This window comes from Bacillus sp. 491mf, from assembly GCF_900112415.1.
GTDB lineage: Bacteria > Bacillota > Bacilli > Bacillales > Bacillaceae_G > Bacillus_A.
Genome location: NZ_FOLV01000013.1, coordinates 93,722 through 110,590, shown reverse-complemented (window position 1 = coordinate 110,590; position 16,869 = coordinate 93,722). Strand labels below are relative to the sequence as shown.

Annotated in this window: 13 protein-coding genes, 1 pseudogene and 1 riboswitch; of the genes and pseudogenes, 7 read left to right on the top strand and 7 right to left on the bottom strand. The window is 37.3% G+C overall.

Translation table 11 applies throughout. From position 1 onward, the window contains the following. The 3 genes from BM211_RS14305 to BM211_RS14295 all read right to left on the bottom strand — a co-directional run. Nucleotides 1-1,079, bottom strand: a 1,079-nt coding sequence (locus BM211_RS14305; protein ID WP_090998128.1) for an SH3 domain-containing protein, incomplete at its 3' end; no start/stop codon positions are given. A gap of 210 nt (nucleotides 1,080-1,289) precedes the next feature. Continuing rightward, nucleotides 1,290-2,162, bottom strand: coding sequence for a D-amino-acid transaminase (locus tag BM211_RS14300; RefSeq protein WP_090998125.1), 873 nt, complete (start codon nucleotides 2,160-2,162; stop codon nucleotides 1,290-1,292). Nucleotides 2,163-2,401: 239 nt separating this feature from the next. Then, the gene (locus BM211_RS14295; RefSeq protein ID WP_035430561.1) at nucleotides 2,402-4,324 is read right to left on the bottom strand and encodes an LTA synthase family protein; all 1,923 of its coding nucleotides are present in this window, start codon (nucleotides 4,322-4,324) and stop codon (nucleotides 2,402-2,404) included. Nucleotides 4,325-4,955: 631 nt separating this feature from the next. Here BM211_RS14295 and BM211_RS14290 point away from each other — a divergent pair. Together BM211_RS14290 and BM211_RS14285 are read left to right on the top strand one after the other, a co-directional pair. Beyond that, a complete protein-coding gene (locus BM211_RS14290; RefSeq protein WP_035430560.1) occupies nucleotides 4,956-5,321 on the top strand; it encodes a YkvA family protein in 366 nt (121 codons plus the stop codon). A gap of 29 nt (nucleotides 5,322-5,350) precedes the next feature. Further along, entirely contained in the window at nucleotides 5,351-5,842 is a 492-nt protein-coding gene (locus BM211_RS14285; RefSeq protein ID WP_035430559.1) for a metal-binding protein, read from the top strand. 172 nt (nucleotides 5,843-6,014) lie between these two features. On the opposite strand, the gene BM211_RS26495 is transcribed toward BM211_RS14285, so the two are convergent. Further along, complete coding sequence (locus BM211_RS26495; protein WP_177206940.1) at nucleotides 6,015-6,188, bottom strand: hypothetical protein; 174 nt, start codon at nucleotides 6,186-6,188, stop codon at nucleotides 6,015-6,017. A 305-nt stretch (nucleotides 6,189-6,493) separates the two neighbouring features. Here BM211_RS26495 and BM211_RS14280 point away from each other — a divergent pair. Both BM211_RS14280 and BM211_RS14275 read left to right on the top strand, forming a co-directional pair. Continuing rightward, nucleotides 6,494-7,629, top strand: a pseudogene (locus BM211_RS14280) (phytase). 284 nt (nucleotides 7,630-7,913) lie between these two features. Beyond that, complete coding sequence (locus tag BM211_RS14275) at nucleotides 7,914-9,575, top strand: lactate permease LctP family transporter (protein WP_035430558.1); 1,662 nt, start codon at nucleotides 7,914-7,916, stop codon at nucleotides 9,573-9,575. Between the two features lie 45 nt (nucleotides 9,576-9,620). Here BM211_RS14275 and BM211_RS14270 read toward each other — a convergent pair whose 3' ends face one another. Together BM211_RS14270 and BM211_RS14265 are read right to left on the bottom strand one after the other, a co-directional pair. Continuing rightward, complete coding sequence (locus BM211_RS14270; RefSeq protein ID WP_035430557.1) at nucleotides 9,621-10,316, bottom strand: hypothetical protein; 696 nt, start codon at nucleotides 10,314-10,316, stop codon at nucleotides 9,621-9,623. Nucleotides 10,317-10,361: 45 nt separating this feature from the next. Next, nucleotides 10,362-11,720, bottom strand: a complete 1,359-nt coding sequence (locus BM211_RS14265; RefSeq protein ID WP_035430677.1) for an arsenic transporter — start codon at nucleotides 11,718-11,720, stop codon at nucleotides 10,362-10,364. 200 nt (nucleotides 11,721-11,920) lie between these two features. Then, a riboswitch (TPP riboswitch) is annotated at nucleotides 11,921-12,035 on the top strand. A 247-nt stretch (nucleotides 12,036-12,282) separates the two neighbouring features. Here BM211_RS14265 and thiC point away from each other — a divergent pair. The 3 genes from thiC (at nucleotide 12,283) to BM211_RS14250 (ending at nucleotide 15,425) form a co-directional block, all read left to right on the top strand. Beyond that, nucleotides 12,283-14,043 (top strand): phosphomethylpyrimidine synthase ThiC, encoded by a 1,761-nt coding sequence (thiC, locus tag BM211_RS14260; protein ID WP_035430676.1) that lies wholly within the window; start codon nucleotides 12,283-12,285, stop codon nucleotides 14,041-14,043. A 350-nt stretch (nucleotides 14,044-14,393) separates the two neighbouring features. Beyond that, nucleotides 14,394-14,951 carry a DUF7010 family protein gene (locus tag BM211_RS14255; protein WP_090998118.1) on the top strand — a complete coding sequence of 186 codons (558 nt, stop codon included), beginning with the start codon at nucleotides 14,394-14,396 and terminating at the stop codon, nucleotides 14,949-14,951. 165 nt (nucleotides 14,952-15,116) lie between these two features. Then, the gene (locus tag BM211_RS14250; RefSeq protein WP_090998115.1) at nucleotides 15,117-15,425 is read left to right on the top strand and encodes a hypothetical protein; all 309 of its coding nucleotides are present in this window, start codon (nucleotides 15,117-15,119) and stop codon (nucleotides 15,423-15,425) included. A gap of 62 nt (nucleotides 15,426-15,487) precedes the next feature. Here BM211_RS14250 and BM211_RS14245 read toward each other — a convergent pair whose 3' ends face one another. Then, complete coding sequence (locus BM211_RS14245; RefSeq protein ID WP_035430552.1) at nucleotides 15,488-16,846, bottom strand: arsenic transporter; 1,359 nt, start codon at nucleotides 16,844-16,846, stop codon at nucleotides 15,488-15,490. Between the last annotated feature and the right edge of the window lie 23 nt (nucleotides 16,847-16,869).

Below are 16,869 nucleotides of genomic sequence, written 5' to 3'. Positions count from 1 at the left end.
GTATTACCTTGTCCACCACTTACAGGTGTTTTAGATAAGTAACGAGTTCCTATATAGCCAGTGCGGCCGTTATAGCTAATTTTGCTCCAACCATACTCGTCTGCAAGTACTTGTACTTTTTGTCCTTGCGGCAGTGAACCGATTATACCGTAGTCCATTCCAGCGCCGCTGCGTACATTTAGTGCGCTCACATTGATGTAATAGTCTCCACTTCCTTGAGATGAAGTGTTGTTATTGTTGTTTGTTGACGGATTAGAAGTACCGCCTTTAACAAATTTCACAAATTCGCTGCTAACATAACCTGTATTTCCATTATGTTTTACTTTGAACCATCCATTTTCAGCACCAATAACGTTTAATGTTTGACCGTTTAATACGCCACCAATGATACTGTGGTATGTAGCTGGGCCTGTACGAACACGTAAAGATGTAGCATTTACAACATATGTACCGCCTGTTTGAACTGTAACATTGTTGTTATTTTGTTGTTGTTTATCTTGTACAACGTTAGCGTCAGAACCGCCTTTTGTTACATAGTCTTTGCTAACGTAAGCGTTTTGTCCACCGTAGTTAATTTTGAACCAATCTTTTACTTCACCAATGACTTGTACAACTTGTCCTTTATGTATAGAGCCTAATTGTGTGTGTGATGTGCTAGGGCCTGTACGAACACGAAGGGAAGATACATTTACTGTATAATTTCCGCTTGCTGGTTGAATAGTTGAGTTGCCTTGTGATGAAGAGCCTGTATTTACAAAATCGCCGCTAACGTAGCCGACTTTTCCGTTATATTGTATTTTATACCAGCCGTTTTCTTGTCCAATTACGTCTAGTTTCTGTCCTTCATACACACGAGAAGTAATGTCATAATCTGTGCTAGGACCCGTACGAACGCGTAATACGTCTGCATTTACTGTGTATTTTGTGTCGCTTTTTGGAGCTACTTTAGTTGTTTGTTCTGTTTGTGCTGCAGGTTGTTGTGCATTTTGTCCAGTTGTTTCTGCCTGAACTGTGCCCATTGCCGGGGCTGCTGCACCTGCTACAGACACTGCTGCAAGACCAGCAAGATATTTTTTCATAGTTTGTCGATTCCTTTCTGTCTGTATTTTAGGTGATGAAAAAATTACCAACTATAAAAATTCTAAAGTGGTTGTCGACTGATGTCAATGCATATAGGAAAATCCATATATGGTAAAAAGGATAAAAAAGAAGGGTGCTAATTCATTTGCACCTTATTTTAGGAACTAAATCTATATATTAATAATAAATAGATGTATTATTATTCGTTTTTAAGATAAAAAGGCGTTAGAAGTAGAAAAGCTTTGCATAAATGTCTTTTGTAGTAATTTTGTGATCGGGCCTACTTGCCCGTTTTGAATAGGGGTTCCATCTAGATGGGTAAGTGGCATTATTTCAAAGGTTGTGCCTGTAAAGAAGCATTCATCTGCTTTATACACATCATGAATGCCAAATAATTCTTCATGCAGGGAAATATGTAATGTATGGGCAAGTGATATAACATATTGCCTAACAATACCATTTAAAATGAGATGATTTGCAGGATGAGTGTATAGTTTGCCGTTTTTCACAAGAAAGAAGTTAGAATGACTACCTTCTGTGACAATGCCATTTCGAACGAGAAGAGCTTCTTTGCAGCCTCTTCGCTCTGCTTTCGTATTAGCTAGTATATTAGGTAACAAATTTAATGACTTAATATCGCAGCGAAGCCAGCGAATATCGGGCTCTGTTATCGCACGAATTCCATATTCAATCCATAAAGCAGGTCGCTCTTTTTTTCGAATGTAAGCATAAATAGTTGGAGTAGTATCAAAAGAGAAGGCATGAACACGAGGATTGACACCTCGGGAAATTTGTAAATAAATGATGCCATCTTCTTGAAATTGATTCTTTTCAAGTAGTTCGTATAAGAATGAGATAAGCTCAGCTTTTGAAAGGGTAAGGGACAACTCAATTTCTTCCATGGAGCGGTATAACCTTGTTATGTGTGGATCTAATAAGTGCAAAGTACCTTTATAAATACGAATAACTTCATATATGCCATCACCGAACTGTAGACCGCGCTCCTCTATATCAATATGAGGTTGTTCTTTTGCTGTATCAATCATTTTTCCATTCCATAATACAAAGCGTTCATACTTCATGTTTTCCCCTTCCTTCTCCAAGTAGTGTTTGCACATACAAATTCGAAGGTTGAAAGAAAGAATCCTGCTTTATGATATAAAAAATAGCAACGTTCTATCATAGAACGTTGCATAAAGGAGGGTAGCTTGTTTGTTAGGGACAAAGCTTACATGTTTTATTATAGAGATGTTTCATGAATTTTATGTAAAATTTTGGTGAAGGTTGTGTAATGGTTGCGCAACTATAAAAAAAGCACTGATTACTCAGCGCTTTTTTCTTTAATTGCAGTTTTGATTGTACCTGTTTTTGTTTTGTTGCCTTCAAAGAAACGAAGTAAGTCACCTTCAATGATCTTATCTGACATGTGCAATTCGTTTTGAGCACGGTCAACCATTGCTTGTGCTTCATCTTTTGGTACTTGTGCAACCTCACCTGTCAGGCGATTATAGAATGTGCTATTTGTATAAAGGTATTGATCTGTAACGAAGCTTCCATCACGTAATACGACAAATGATTTGCGATCTGGCGCGAACAAGTCATGTCCGAAATGAATATCGTTTGTTGTATCAACACCTAGTAAATTAAGAATTGTTGGTTTTACATCAATTTCTCCAGCAGGTGCTGTAATTGTTTTACCTTCTTTTTGACCAGGAACGTGAATGAAGAAAGGTGTACGTTGTAAGTTCATATGGTCAAATGTTGTAATTTCTTCTTTTCCTAAGAACTGTGCCATTGCACGGTTATGGTTTTCAGAGATACCATAGTGATCACCATAAAATACAATAACAGAGTTATCGTAAAGACCTTCAGCTTTTAAACGTTCAATAAAGTGTTTTAAAGCTTCATCTAAATAGCGAGCTGTTACTACGTAACGGTCAAATACACCGTCACCAGAGTTATAAGGCTCAATTAATTTTGTTCCATCATCATAATCAAATGGATAATGGTTCGTTAATGTAAGGAAACGTGTATAGAACGGTTTCTTAATATTTTTTAACATATCCACTGATTGATCGAAGTACTCAATATCTTTTAAACCCCAACCTAATTTCGTTTCAGGAGTAATTTTATAATCTAATTCATTAAAGTAACGATCGTAACCAAGTGCTGGGTATACGATGTTACGGTTCCAGAACGTTGCGTTGTTTGCATGGAACACAGCTGTGTAATACCCTTGATTGTGCAAGATTTCTGGTGTTGCAATAAATTCATTGTTACCGTGTGTAAAGAATACAGCGCCGCGATCTAACGGATATAATGAGTTGTCTACAAGAAACTCTGCATCAGATGTTTTCCCTTGGCCTGTTTGATGATAGAAGTTTTCAAAGTAATAGCTTTCTTTTGCGAATTGGTTTAAGAATGGTGTTACTTCTTGACCATTTACTTTTGAACCAATTAAGAATGTTTGCATTGATTCAAGAGATACAACGATTACGTTTTTCCCTTTTGCTACGCCGAACATATTTGGGTCTGGCTTTTCTTGTACTGTCTTCACATAGTTTTCTGCTTCTTGCAACTTACTTCCATCTGCAAATGCTTTTTGTGAACTTGATTTTGCTTGTAAACCAAGATCATATACTTGGTGTGTGTATAAACCTAAGTTTTTCACAAGCATAACGCGGTCAAATGAGCGCGTTAATAATTCAGGACGCTCTGTTTCTGCAAGCCCTAAGTTTGCAAAGAAAATAGCAATTGTTGATACAAAATATAATGAGCGCATTGGACGTGAAATACGCTCTGTTTTTGCATACTCTTTCTTTTTCTTTAAAAGAATAAAGAAGAAGATAAGATCAGCAAACGCAACGACAATTTTGTAGTTAAAGAGCTCTTTCACACTAGAGCCAAGACTACCAAAGTTTGACGTTTGTCCCAGTACAGGTAATGTTACGAAGTCGTTATAGAAACCATAGAACATTACGTTACCGACAAGAACGATAGTAAGAACAAAGTCGATTCCAAGTGCAATATAATTTCGTTTTTTTCCTTTTGCGAATAATGCAAGACCCACTAGAAATAATGATGTTGCTAACGGGCTAATAAATAAAATAAATTCTTGCATGAAAGACTCTAATTTTAAGTCGAAACTAGTACGTGTAATAATGTACGTTTTTAACCATAATGTAATGGCGACAAAGAAAGTAAAACGCACGTTTTGAAATTGTGATTTTAAAGATTCCTTCATCCATTTTCACCCTTTCTCTATCAGGCTTGGTCAATTTTGAGAGAAAAATGCTAAAATAAAAAATACATAGTTTTCTTTGCCATGAATAGAGTTTTTTCTTTCGTACATCCATATATGACTTGAACTATGCATACCTTTGTTTTCCTGCCTCTATGTTGTTCCATAAGCACAATGTCATTTTTGTATTATACAACAAAAATTGACTATTAGGAACACACTGGAATTTTACATTTTTTGTATCTTTTTCATTGTAGCTGACAGTGAAAACTTTAACATTGGTTTATATGCTCGTCAACTAAAAAATATAACAAAAATGGCAAAGGATATGTAGAGAAAGTGAGTATTATATTATTGAAAAATTTTTAAAAACAGAAATCGAACACTTGTTCTTTTCGTGTCTATTTGATATAATGAGGGTACATGATAAGTAGCGTAGCCAAGCTAGAACTTACCTTATATTGTATGTGTGTAAAGTTTGCTTATGTTGTAAATAAACGTAGTATATATAGAAATAATGTGAATTTCCCATTAGCAGAGGGTTTTCCTGCTAATGAAGCGCTCTAAATAAGTTTCTTTATTTTGTCACAAATTGACCGCAAATAGCGGGAAAATAACGAGGGGAGATTTCATAGTGAAGGAGAATTTTTCAGTCGAAGCGTTTTGGAATAAAGTAAAAAATGCGGCAATTAAGGCGGGACATTCAGTCATTTATACTAGTTTGTTACTGTTTTATGTATTGCAAAAACGAGATGTTCCAAAACGAGTAAAGCTTGTCATTATTGGTTCTCTTGCGTACTTTATTGCACCGATTGATGCGATTCCTGACTTTGTAGCTGGACTCGGTTATACAGATGACTTAGGGGCATTAACAGCTGCACTTATACAAGCTTCTATGTATGTTGATGAAGAAGTGAAAGAACAAGCGCGTACAAAACTGGGAGAATGGTTTGGTTCTGATGTGGATACGTCACTTATCGATCAAAAGTTAGATTCATGAAGTGAAACGTCTAACAGAAGGAATGGGATATGCCGTCAGGAAAAACACACACGAAGATAAACTTAGTTTCTCTTCCCATCGTATTATTTATGCTCGTCTCTTATGGGTTAACAAATTTTGATTTTTTACTTATGTTTGTAATTGGATTTATCGTTGGAACGTACTTTTTAACGCCGGATTTGGATATTCATAGTTCCGCTTATCGGAAATGGGGACTACTTCGCATCTTTTGGTATCCATATCAAACTGTGATGCCGCATCGCTCACCGCTTACTCATACCATTATTATTGGTGATTTAATTCGTCTTCTCTACATGCTTCTCGTTTTCTCACCATTTTTATATGTGTTAAATAAAACGGTGCTAGAAGGAAAGCTAGTAGAGATTGCAAAGGTACATGAAGTGGAAATTTTCACGTTTGTACTGGGCGTTATAGCTGCTAGTACATTACATATTGTAGCGGACAGCATCAATACAAGGCGGAAAAAGATGAAGCGCCGCAAACGGAGAAAAAGAAGATAGTAAAAGCACTTGCATACTGCAAGTGCTTTTTTGTTATCGATTGTTCTTTGAAATATATCGGCGCTTCGACACGGGATAAAGACCCCTTGACAATATTCGACACGCAAGTAGTCAATCGGCTGAGCTGAATCATCTCGAAAAGTGAAATTTTTAGTCAGCTCGTTGTTCCTTGTTATCTAGTTGTGACATCTTTCATTGTTTCTGAAATACGATCAACAGCTGCTTTTCCAGCGTTTTCAACAGTATCAATTGCATTTTGCATTGCGTCACTTGCTGCTTCAATGCCACGTTTTGTTTTATTACGTCCTTCGTCAATAGCGGCTTGATTTCGATTTTGGTCAGTCATTTGCTATTCCTCCTAAAGTCAGTTTTCTACTTTAGTATAAGAAGATGTTACTTTACTATTCATAAATAAACTGGAAACAGCAGTTTCATTTTTGGTGGATAATTTTAACAACTGGCGTATCATTTCGATTACGATAGGACCTCTAATTTCCTCTCCTAAAATTTACAATAAATACATAAATAATTAAAAATTAATCGATAAAATAATACAAGAAAAGTGCATCTGTTCTCGTTAACAAGATAAAGGAAATTATTATTTTCAGGGGGGAAATACAAATGTTAAAGGAAATATCAACAGCTGCTTTAATGACGAGTGTATTATTTTCGACAGTAAATTCTGCGGCGGATTTGGTTGGGGAATTTCCAAGTCTGAGTGTTCAAGAGAAACAAAGGCATTCAAAGTTTGTAAAAGTGGAAGCAAAAGAAGAAACAGCTGCAGTTGCCAATGCGGGTGATGCAGCGGATGATCCAGCAATTTGGGTTCATCCTCATGATTCTGAAAAGAGTAAGATTATTGGAACGAATAAGGAAGAGGGGATATCTGTCTACGATTTAAAAGGAAAACTGCTGTATTCATATAATTTTGGGAAACTAAATAATGTTGATGTACGATATGGATTTCCCATTGGAGGTAAAAAAATTGATATTGCAGCAGCTTCAAATCGTTCTACAAATACAATCGATATTTTTGCGATAAACTCTAAAACAGGAGAATTAGAAAATATTACGGGATCTCCCATTAAATCAAATATGAAAGAAGTATATGGGTTTAGTCTCTATCATAGTCAAAAAACAGGTGTTTTTTATGCATTAGTTGTAGGGAAGGACGGAACTTTTGAGCAATATGAGTTATTTGACAATGGAAAAGGGAAAATAGAAGGAAAGAAAGTACGTGAATTAAAGTTAAGTTCTCAATCAGAAGGAATTGTAGCAGATGATGAGTATGGAACAATGTATATCGGTGAAGAAGATGTTGCGATTTGGAAATTCAATGCGGAACCAGACGGAGGAAAACAACCGATTACAAAGGTAGATAGTGCTGATGGAAACCATTTAACAGCGGATATTGAAGGTTTGACGATATATTATGGGAAAAATGGGACAGGATATTTAATTGCTTCTAGTCAGGGGAATAATACTTATGCAGTGTATGACCGTAAAGGTAACAATGAGTATATTGGTAATTTTGCTATTGTTGATGGTAAAAATACTGATGGAACGAGTGATACAGACGGTATTGATGTAATGAGTTTTGGATTAGGAAAAAATATCCAAACGGCATTTTTCTAGCGCAGGATGGAGAAAATATAGAACGCGGGAAAATAGTAAATCAGAACTTCAAAATGGTGGATTGGAAAAAGATTGCAAAAGGATTTGACTCAAAATTACAGATAGAAAATAATGTAGACCCTCGTAAACTGAAATTTAGACAAAATAGTTAAGGGAAATAAAAGGACATTTCATTGTATATTGAAATGTTCTTTTTTTAGAAATAATGGGTATAACATATAATCATATCACTTTTGTGAAATAGTGAACAAACAAATTGTGAACAAAATTTGAAAAATTAGATTGTAAATAAAGGAAAATATGATAAAGTATAAATATCACATTACTGAAAACGTTTTCCTAAAACGTTTTATTTTTAGGTGTAAAGGTATGATGACCTGGTGGTCTACTTATATGGTTATTAGGAAACAGGGGATATTGGAAAGGGAGAGGGACTATGAGCACATGGGCACAAACTTATGATCCGCTAGGTAACATTTGGATCTCGGCAGCAGTTGCAATGATTCCGATTATATTTTTCTTTTTGGCTTTAGCAGTTTTTCGTATGAAAGGCTATGTTGCGGGATTTATTACAGTTGTATTAACAGTTATAATTGCACTTTTCGTTTATAAAATGCCATTTACGATGGCGATGGCAGCAACCGGTTATGGATTTGCATATGGATTGTGGCCGATTGCGTGGATTATCGTTATGTCAGTGTTTTTATACAAAATTTCGGTGAAAACAGGACAGTTTGATATTATTCGTGCATCTGTTCTTTCTATTACAAGTGATCATCGTTTACTTGTTATTTTAATTGGTTTTTCGTTTGGCGCGTTTTTAGAGGGGGCAGCTGGATTTGGAGCACCGGTAGCAATTACAGCAGCGCTTCTTGCGGGACTTGGTTTAAATCCATTATACGCAGCTGGACTTTGTTTAATCGCCAATACAGCACCGGTAGCGTTCGGAGCTATGGGGATTCCGATTTTAGTAGCGGGTCAAGTAACAGGTATTGATCCTCATAAAGTAGGACAAATGGCTGGGCATCAATTGCCGCTTCTATCATTATTTGTTCCGTTTTTCATCGTATTTTTAATGGATGGATTAAAAGGTGTGAAACAAACGTGGCCTGCATTATTTGTAGCAGGCGGCTCGTTCGGGGTTACGCAGTTTATTACAGCAACATATCTTGGACCTGAGCTTCCAGACATTACATCAGCATTAGTCAGTTTAGTCAGTTTAGCGCTATTCCTAAAAGTATGGCAGCCAAAAGAAATTTACCGTTCTGAAAAAGGACAGGCTGAAGCAGCGGCAACGGTAGAGGCTGATTCTACAATGCAGTTAACGATGGGAAAAGTTTTAAAAGCATGGTCACCGTTTATTATCTTAACGGTAATGGTTGTTATTTGGAGTCAAAAATTCTTTAAGGATTTATTTGTTCCAGGCGGTGCGCTTGAAAGTTTAGTGTTTAAGTTTAAAGTTCCGGGTCTGCATAATTTAGTCATGAAGGCGGAGCCGATCGTTAATAAACCGACGCCGTATGAAGCGGTATTGAAGCTTGATATTTTATCGGCAACAGGAACAGCAATTTTGATTGCGTGTATCATTACAATGTTTGTTTTAAAAATGAGTCCAAAACAAGCAGTAGCTACATTTAAGGAAACGTTGCAAGAATTAAAAATGCCAATTCTATCAATTGGATTAGTACTTGGTTTTGCATTTATCGCAAATTACTCTGGACTTTCCTCAACGTTAGCATTAGCGTTAGCGGGAACAGGAAGCTTATTCCCATTCTTCTCACCATTCCTTGGCTGGATTGGGGTATTCTTAACAGGATCAGATACATCTGCAAACGCATTGTTCTCAAATCTACAAGCGATTACAGCGCAGCAAGTAGGTGTGAAGGAAGTATTGCTTGTTGCTGCCAATACAACGGGTGGGGTAACGGGTAAAATGATTTCTCCGCAATCGATTGCAATTGCATGTGCGGCAGTTGGACTTACTGGGAAAGAATCGGATTTATTCCGCTTCACAGTGAAACATAGTTTATTCTTTGTAACAATTATCGGCATTATTACATATATTCAAGCTTATTATTTAACTTGGATGATTCCATAAGCACAAACAAAAGGGATTCTCTTATAAGGAGATTCCCCTTTTTCATTATTTTTGATTTTGATAAGGAAAATGAACAGTTTTAATATGGTGTAAGTTGAAATGAAAATGTTGATTACGTGCTGTAATGAGTTCAATTTGACTGTCAGTTACTTCCGTTAATTTTCCAATTTTGTAAGTTTGTATGCCGAGATCAAGTAATACAATATGTTGTTTTAGTTTTTTCATTTGTTCAGAAAACGTTCGGGCAAGTGTGAGTTTGGAGGATGTTGGTGACAGTCTTTCTTTTTCTAAGCCGTAAGGTGTTTCGGCGTCTTTATAAGGAACAAGATATTTGACGTGGTGAAATGGGACGTATAACGTTTGATAGACAGGTGAGAGGAAGACAAAATAGTCATTCATAATATGAGTGACATATCCATGTAAAAAATGTTCGTATGATAGTGCGAGTTCAATAAATTGTCCTTTTGCCACTTGTAGTGTTTTTCGAAGTGAAATTGTCGATTCGGTTGATAATATATCTTGTGGTAGCAAAGATTCTGGAATTGTGAGATTTTCAAAGTCTGGGCATTCTGTGAATGGAGTTAAATGTTGAATGTGTAGACTAGAGATATACATGTATTTTTCTCCATCATACAAGACGATAATATCGGAACCTTTATCAATCATAATTCCTTCAAATGGAAGGTCTCCTGATAATAATACTTGCACGGGTTGATTCATATATTTTTGTAAATGAAGCATAATAATCTCCTTTCTTGTAATTACATACGTTCCTTCTCTTCATCTTTAAGCTGCAAAGATTAATTTCACCCAATAATATAAGCAAAATAGCGTGAAAATGACAGTTGGCGGAATGACGAGAAATGTAGTTTTCATATACGTTCCCCAGCTGATATTTACTTTTCCTTTTCTTGTAATATACATCCACATTAAGGTTGCTAATGTACCGATTGGGAGTAGTAGTGAGCCCATGTCACTACCGATGATGTTTGCAAGATAAATTGTTTTCAATGTAATCGGATCTAGCCCCATTTCGGTAAGAGCGATTGTACCGATCATTAAGGCAGGATGGTTATTAAAGATGTTAGAGAGGATTGAGAGTAAGCCGCCCATAATAAAGCTAGCATGAAATAAGCTACTGGTGATGAGTGGCTGAAGTTTTGTAACGAGAAAGTTAGTTAAACCGATGTTATGAAGTCCGTATACAATTACGTACATAGAAAATGCGAAAATTAACACATACCAAGGTGTTTTCTTAATCATGTCAACTGGTGGAATGCGCAGTTTATGCCATCTCCACCCAAGTAAAATAATAGAGCCAATGACCGCTGTGATGGCGATAGAAAATTGAAAGTACGATGCAATAAACAAGCTGATGCGAACGCATAAAATAAATAAGAGCATTCCAAACATAAATCGTGTTCGCTTACGATTTGCATCTGTTTGGGGTCTTGGCTGCAATGGATGAAAGGATTTTTTGACGAAATTTTCATCTAAATGTATCGGTAAGACCGGGAGGGTTTTCGGTAATTGTTTTTGAAAGATGAGGAATAACAGGAATGCCATAAAGATAAGGCCTAATGTGGCAGGGACAAACATCATTGCTGTATGCATGTATAAATCCATATGGATAATTTTCAAGGCGATTAAATTTACAATATTGCTTACACCAATCGGTGCACTTGAGGCAGTGGCGATGAGTGCGCCGCTTAATAAGTAAGGTATTTTTTGATCATGTTTAAGTCGTAAATGGTGTAACAAAAGCAGTAAAATGGGAGTTGTAATTAATATGCTACCGTCGTTATTAAAGAATAATGTCATGAGAAAGCAAAGAAGATTTGTATACCAAAAGAGGCGAATACCGGAGCTTTTTGCCTTTTTGGCAAGTTGAACAGCGCACCAATGAAAAAAGCCAAAACTCTCTAGTACGATCGCCATGACAATGGTAGCCATAATCGTTATAGCAGCGCCAATAATTTTTGAGCTAATATCACCCAAGTCAGCAACAGAAACAGTGCCGCTTAAAATGACAATCATTGCTCCAACTGTTGCTGGAATTGCTTCATTCATTCCTTTTGGTCGCCAAAAGATGATGAGCATAGTTCCGAGAAACGCGAGTATGGTTATGAGAGATTGGAGGTTTATCAACTCTTTCACTCCTGTTCTTATAGTGAAGTGTCCTTGCAGAACATAGTCCTACACCGGCTTATACTACATATGTATGAAGTGCGGATTCGGCTTGTACTAAGTGAAATAACTATTTTTTGAGTGAAAAGAAAAATTGTAAATATCTTTGCATTTTTTAGACAATGATGTATGATAGGTGCGTAGTAAAAATTTAATCAGTGATAAACTGGGGGTGCCCGTAGAGCTGGGCTGAGAGAGAAGCGTGTTGAAGCTTCTTAACCCTTTGGACCTGATCTGGTTCGTACCAGCGGAGGGAAGTTGTCGGCTTTACATAACAATGTCTTTATGTAGCCAGGTCCTATTCTTTATGATGGGCCTGGCTTTTTTATTTGGCATTGCTAGCCGCTAGTTCTCTTCCTTGTCACAAGAAAAGTGGAGCCGACTGTTTAGACCCGTCGGCTAAGGTTCTTTCGCACCGAAAGCGTTTTTTGTTTTCTCGTGCGGAAGGTTCTTAGACGGAAGGGTTTAGGAGGCGAAACTGGATCACAAGAAAAGTGAAGACACAGGGGAGGAAAAAATGATGAAACAATCTGTTTCAGCTGAGCAAATTGAGTTAAAGTCAAGTTTACCAGGAAGCAAGAAGGTATATGTAGAAGGTACGCGTGAAGACATAAAAGTACCAATGCGTGAGATTGCGCAAAGCGATACAAACGGTGTACCAAACTCGGCTATTCGTGTGTATGATACGAGCGGTCCTTATACAGATCCGAATTACACAGTGGATTTAGAAAAGGGGATTCAGGCGCCGCGCCGCTCGTGGATTGTGGAACGAGGAGATGTAGAAGAGTATGAAGGTCGTGAAGTGAAACCGGAAGATGATGGGGCGAGAGCAGCGTCTACACATACGCCTGTATTCCCGCAAATGGGACGGAAGCCACTTCGGGCAAAAGACGGGGAAAATATTACGCAAATGCATTATGCACGTAAAGGTATCATCACAATAGAGATGGAATATGTAGCCATTCGCGAAGGTGTGGAGCCGGAATTTGTACGGAAGGAAATTGCTGAAGGGCGTGCTATTTTACCAGCAAATATTAATCACCCGGAAGCAGAACCGATGATTATTGGTCGTAACTTTCATGTGAAAGTAAACGCGAATATTGGGAACTCAGCTGTTTCATCCTCTATTGCTGAAGAAGTTGAGAAGATGACGTGGGCAACGCGCTGGGGTGCTGATACGATTATGGACCTATCTACTGGGAAAAATATTCATACGACGCGTGAATGGATTATTCGTAATGCACCTGTACCAGTTGGAACAGTACCGATTTATCAAGCACTTGAAAAGGTAAACGGAATTGCCGAAGATTTAACGTGGGAAGTATACCGTGATACGCTCATTGAACAAGCCGAGCAAGGGGTAGATTATTTTACGATTCATGCTGGCGTGCTACTTCGTTACATTCCGCTTACAGCCAAGCGTGTAACAGGAATTGTATCACGCGGTGGTTCGATTATGGCGCAATGGTGTTTATACCATCATCAAGAAAACTTCTTATATACACACTTTGAAGAAATTTGTGAAATTATGAAGAAGTACGATGTTTCCTTCTCTCTTGGAGATGGATTACGCCCTGGTTCGATTGCGGATGCAAACGATGAAGCTCAATTTTCTGAGCTCGAAACATTAGGAGAGCTTACGAAGATTGCTTGGAAGCATGACGTCCAAGTGATGATTGAAGGGCCAGGGCATGTACCGATGCATTTAATTAAAGAGAATATGGATAAAGAGCTTGAGATTTGTCATGGTGCCCCGTTCTATACGCTTGGGCCATTAACGACAGACATTGCACCTGGTTATGATCATATTACTTCTGCAATCGGTGCAGCGATGATCGGTTGGTTTGGTACAGCAATGCTTTGCTATGTAACGCCGAAAGAACACCTCGGCTTGCCAAACAAAGATGACGTTCGTGAAGGTGTGATTACGTATAAAATTGCTGCACACGCTGCCGATCTTGCAAAAGGTCATAAAACAGCACATGAGCGCGATGATGCTCTTTCGAAAGCGCGTTTTGAATTCCGCTGGCGTGATCAATTCAATTTATCATTAGACCCTGAACGTGCAATGGAATATCACGATGAAACATTGCCAGCAGAGGGAGCAAAGACAGCGCATTTCTGCTCTATGTGCGGTCCTAAGTTTTGCAGTATGAGAATTTCGCATGATATTCGTGAGTATGCGAAAGGGAATGATTTAGAAACAACTGAGGCGATTGAGCGAGGTATGAAAGAAAAAGCCGAAGAGTTTAAAGAAGCGGGGAGTCAGTTGTATAAATAAGTAGAAACTTGAAAAGCTGAAATGAAAAACCTTTCTTTTTTTGGGTGGGCCGGAGGGTATGGCTGTGTGTGGGAGCGGTTAGTGCCCTTTTCTAAACAGCTTTTAATCTATGATCATGTGTACTTAATCTAATATATAATCATCCCCCTGCTGAGTAAGAGCGGGGGATTTGTTGTTCTATTGAGAATGCTTTATATGGAATGGCGACTTGGAGAAAGATTTTAAAATCACATTATACAGTAATAATATTCAGAAAAAATATAAAATTGGTTAAAATGCTATATAATGAATATGTAGAATAACCAATATTTGGTCTTGTTGTTATATGTTATGAAAAGGGGGATGGGGTATTGGAATTAGATGGCTTAAGGGATGATATAGCGGTAAGGGGTAAACGGGGATTACATTTTATTCTAGCTTCAATTATGATTTGGAGTGCTATCTTAGTAGTATGGTTACTTCCGATAAAGGAGGTATCGACAAAAAATTTATTCATATTTTGTATTACTGCAACGCTTTTACCGATTGCTTTTATGATGTCTAAAATAATAAAGGCAGAGTTTTCAACTAAAGATAATTCGTTAAATGCTTTAGGAATATTATTTTCTTGTAATCAATTTTTATATATTTTAATTGCAATGTGGATTTATCAAGCTGTTCCTGAAAAAATGGTTATGATATTAGCAGTAATATTTGGAGCGCATTTATTACCTTTTGGATGGTTATATAAATCTAAAGCGTACTTTGTAATGGCGATAGTTGTTTCTTTCACATCTTTTATAGTAGGAATTATTTTTAGCCCAGCAATAGTGGCAATAGTTATGATATCTTTAGAAATTATATTTTCTATATGGTTAAGTTTTGAGATTAAGGCTTTAGGAAGTCGGATACATAGAGGTGAAAAGTAAAAAACTTTTCGAGGTGAGCGAGGGCCTTAAATAGACAGAGCCTTTTAATCTATGATTATGTGTATATAACTTAATATGTAATTATCCTCCTGCTGAGCGGGGGGATTTTGTTTTTTTATCAAGAATACTTTTCGTAGAAAGTGAGATGAATTGGAGGAAAGAAAGGTGAAGCAGAAGGTTATTCTTGCTATTGCATGTATATTACAGATTTTTTTTGTTGTGACATTTGTTTTGTTATTGTCACCAAGTTATGAGAAGGAAATGGATATTATTTTAACAGCCGTTGGTACGTTGTTTCTCGTATTTAGTAGTTTTGGTCTTTCCGTATATTCATTTGCGAGGAGATGGTACCCAAAATTATCGTTTTTACTTATCGTCACATCGTGTATGTTTCTTGCCTATTTCATTTTGGCCTTCATTCTTCCGGAGGCTGGGATCCCGCCTTATCTCTGTCACCGATTTGTAGAGCGTTAGTATACATTAAAATAGGGACCACCCCTAATCTATTTTTTTGGGTCCCTATTTAGTTTGATAGATTAACGGGCGAAGACGAGCTGTACCCAGTAGAATAAGAGGAAGAGTGTTACGATTGTGGTGAGTGGAATGACAATTAAGGAGACCCTCAAGTAATCTTTCCATTTTACTTTAATTTTATTTTGCTTTAGGATATACATCCAAATAAGAGAAGCGAGTGTACCGATTGGTAATAACAATGATCCCATATCGCTACCGATGATGTTGGCAAGGTAGATGGTTTTGAGGGTAATAGGATCTAATCCCATTTCTGTTAAGGTAATTGTTCCAATCATTAAGGCAGGGTGGTTGTTAAAGATGTTTGATAGAATCGAGACGAGTCCGCCCATGGTAAAGCTGGCATATAATAAGCTTTGATTGACAATCGGTTCGCATACTTGGACAAGCCAAGCTGTTAATCCAGCGTTATGAAGCCCGTAAATAATAACGTACATGGAAAAAGCGAAAATGAGAATGTGCCACGGTGTCTTTTTTAGTATATCGACTGGGTTTGTTCGTAAATAATACCATCTCCAGATGAGGAGAACGAGGGAGCCGACTACCGCGACAATCTCAATCGGAATGGAAAGAAATGAGGCAACGAAAAGAAGACAACGCATAAGGAAGACAAACAGTAACACTTTTAACATAAATTTTGTGCGTTTCTTTTTCGTATTAATTGAATCTGTCCCTTTTAATGGATGAAAGTGTTTTGTGAAAAAGACTTCTTCAATGTCATAAGCGGATTTTGGTAGTTGTTTCGGTAATTTCTTTTTCACAACTAAATACATGAGCCATGACATAAAGATAAGCCCTAATGTTGCAGGGACAAACATCATTGCTGTATGCATATAGAGTGTCATGTGAACGATATTTAATGCGATTAAATTTACAATATTACTAACGCCAATTGGAGCGCTAGAAGCTGTTGCAATCAATGCGCCGCTTAATAAATATGGAATTTGTTGATGCGGTTTTAATTGAAGATTTTTTAGAAGTAAAATTAATATTGGTGTTGTAATTAAAATACTACCATCGTTATTAAACAATAATGTCATAAGAAAGCAGAGTAATTGAATGTACCAATATAGACGATGCCCAGATCCTTTTGCTAAGCTTGCGAGCCTAGCTGCTGCCCAGTGAAAGAAACCGAAACTTTCCAATATAACGGCCATAACGATTGTGGCGATGATGGTAATGGAGGCGCCGCCGATCTTACTAATGATATCGGCAATGTCAGCACGTGAAACGAGGCCGGTAATAATGATAATTCCTGCTCCGATTGCAGCTGGCCATGCTTCATTCAATCCGCCTGGTCGCCAAAAGATGATGGTCATGGTAAGAAGAAAAACAACGACCGTAATCCAAATTTCGATACCCATAGCTAGCCTACCCTTCTAAGTTG

Coding starts and splice junctions, on each gene's coding strand:
- thiC (WP_035430676.1), top strand. CDS start 12,283: ATGAAACAATCTGTTTCAGCTGAGCAAATTGAGTTAAAGTCAAGTTTA.
- BM211_RS14270 (WP_035430557.1), bottom strand. CDS start 10,316: ATGCTTCATTTACAAAAATATATGAATCAACCCGTGCAAGTATTATTA.
- BM211_RS14275 (WP_035430558.1), top strand. CDS start 7,914: ATGAGCACATGGGCACAAACTTATGATCCGCTAGGTAACATTTGGATC.
- BM211_RS14245 (WP_035430552.1), bottom strand. CDS start 16,846: ATGGGTATCGAAATTTGGATTACGGTCGTTGTTTTTCTTCTTACCATG.
- BM211_RS14300 (WP_090998125.1), bottom strand. CDS start 2,162: ATGAAGTATGAACGCTTTGTATTATGGAATGGAAAAATGATTGATACA.
- BM211_RS14285 (WP_035430559.1), top strand. CDS start 5,351: ATGCCGTCAGGAAAAACACACACGAAGATAAACTTAGTTTCTCTTCCC.
- BM211_RS26495 (WP_177206940.1), bottom strand. CDS start 6,188: ATGACTGACCAAAATCGAAATCAAGCCGCTATTGACGAAGGACGTAAT.
- BM211_RS14295 (WP_035430561.1), bottom strand. CDS start 4,324: ATGAAGGAATCTTTAAAATCACAATTTCAAAACGTGCGTTTTACTTTC.